Origin of the sequence: uncultured Brachyspira sp. (genome assembly GCF_910588665.1) — a bacterium.
Classification (GTDB): Bacteria; Spirochaetota; Brachyspiria; order Brachyspirales; family Brachyspiraceae; genus Brachyspira.
The window spans coordinates 1-2,026 of sequence record NZ_CAJUPR010000036.1 but is presented as its reverse complement, the minus strand read 5'-3'; the positions used below and the strand labels follow the sequence as shown (position 1 = coordinate 2,026).

Below are 2,026 nucleotides of genomic sequence, written 5' to 3'. Positions count from 1 at the left end.
TTAGTCACAACAATTAATGGTGCATGGATATTTATAATAGATTTAGAAGTTCACTGAAAGCAGCATTCAAAGCAAAAACTACAAGAATCAATGAAATAAATAATGAATATATTTCAAAGAATGAATTAGTTAGAGATGATACAATAGATGTTGTTGATAAATTGATTGAAAGTCAGGTTCATTTGGTGGCTGATGACAAAATAACCGATGAAACAATTAAAGCTAGACTTATGGTGCAAAAAGTTAGTGAATACAATGATATTGATTATGAAGAGAATATAAAGCCTCCTGAAATACCTGTCGGACATTATTAGTGAAGTACCTTGTAGAATAAATATTATATAATACAATTCTCGCACATTTTTTAATATTGTAAATAACTCAGAAATTACTCATAAATAAGTTTTCTTTTTAATCAGGTGATCAAATATCTTACAGAATAAAATTTTCTGAACATATGTACTTTTAAGACTTTTTCTTTCAAAAAAAATAGCAAAAAAATCATTTTATTTCATTGCATTAATATTTTTTTTCTTTTGTGTTGGAAAATATTAACATACTATAATAGTATAACTAAATATTATAATATGAATGATTTATTATTGTTCTATTCACTGTCCAACAGATATTTCTGGAGTTTTTAGTTACCAATAATATTACTGAAAGAAAATTTTATTACCATGGAACAGATGACTTCCCTAGCTGCACTATGAATGACATAACATTTATCATATCAAATCCAAATAAACTTAGGGTTAGCCAAATACAGATTAAAGAAAATAGTGCTGTGAAACGAATGGTATTTTTAATAAATTATTTAGCATATATTTGTGATATAGATGTCCAGGCTGCTATTTCACATAATAATGATGTCTTCATGACGACTGCTTTAGATGATTTTTCAATTGTTGATGAAGTAAATGAAGCATTAGAGAAAGTAAAAAATAGTATGGTTGATATGGATAATTATTTAGAAAATGTGCACATTTTTTTGTAGATGAGCTTGTGGCGAAGCGGTGTAAGCTAGGGAAAAGAAGAGAGCACAGCCTATACCATACTACTTTAGCGCTATTTGAGAATGGAAATCAAGGCAGTTCAAGTTCATATGCCCCAAAAGATGACTTATAACAATATAGAAAATAAAATGATTTATCATATCATAATCATCTTGAACTACCAATTATAGATATAGAAGTGTTATTAGGTGATCCTGATGAAACCCTAAGATTTACTACATCTCATATACAATATCATGAGGGAACACATTTGATAGGTAAATATACAGATATGGATGGGGTTGAACATTAAATAGATACAGTGTTTAAGACTATAAATGATATATCAAATGATAATAATCAGAAATGGTTTTTGTACTCAAACAATCTGAAATCAGGGATGCATTATTTACAAGAGCTATATATAATATGGATGATTATAATATTGGCTAATATATAGATTGTGAGATAACATCAGCTATTCTTGATGAAGACATATTATTATCCACTAGTGATGAGTTATCGAAGTCCAGTATATCAAATGAATTGAGTTCATCTGTATATATGCTTCGATGAGCACGCGGAGGAGTATTAACTCAATCTATAAGGTATTCTGCCAAAAGTATCAGACTCTCCATATATTGTTATAAGCACACTTTTTTTACATGGTTATATTGGTATACATCAACAGAACTTTTAACTTAATTTTCAAATATAAAAGTTAACTTTATTAGAATAATTAGGCGATATTGAATGTTTTATTTCAACCAGCTATATTTAATGATTGGTTTTGATATGTAAATAAATTACAATAAAGTGTGCTTTTAATTCGGTCTATTTTAAATGAAGACTTTAAATATTTTTGAGTAGTTATTTGGTAGCATTCTCAGAAAAATATATATATAACTTTTTGAGATATTCAGAAAAAAGAAATTATTAAAATATCATAAAAGTTCTCTTTATAATTTTATATTAGATAATAATGATAATAGATTATATTTATATTTACAAAATCAAAATATATTCTTGTT

2 protein-coding genes are annotated in these 2,026 nt (G+C 26.6%); both read left to right on the top strand.

Annotation, left to right across the window (positions count from 1 at the left end):
• Nucleotides 1-23 precede the first annotated feature (23 nt).
• On the top strand, nt 24-314 hold the full coding sequence (locus QZ306_RS10440; RefSeq protein ID WP_295163638.1) for a hypothetical protein: 291 nt from the start codon (nt 24-26) through the stop codon (nt 312-314).
• A gap of 395 nt (nt 315-709) precedes the next feature.
• On the top strand, nt 710-997 hold the full coding sequence (locus QZ306_RS10435) for a hypothetical protein (RefSeq protein ID WP_295163637.1): 288 nt from the start codon (nt 710-712) through the stop codon (nt 995-997).
• The last annotated feature ends 1,029 nt before the right edge of the window (nt 998-2,026 follow it).

Excerpts from the sequence above, each read along its gene's own strand:
- QZ306_RS10440 (WP_295163638.1), top strand. The coding sequence starts at position 24 with ATGGATATTTATAATAGATTTAGAAGTTCACTGAAAGCAGCATTCAAA.
- QZ306_RS10435 (WP_295163637.1), top strand. The coding sequence starts at position 710 with ATGAATGACATAACATTTATCATATCAAATCCAAATAAACTTAGGGTT.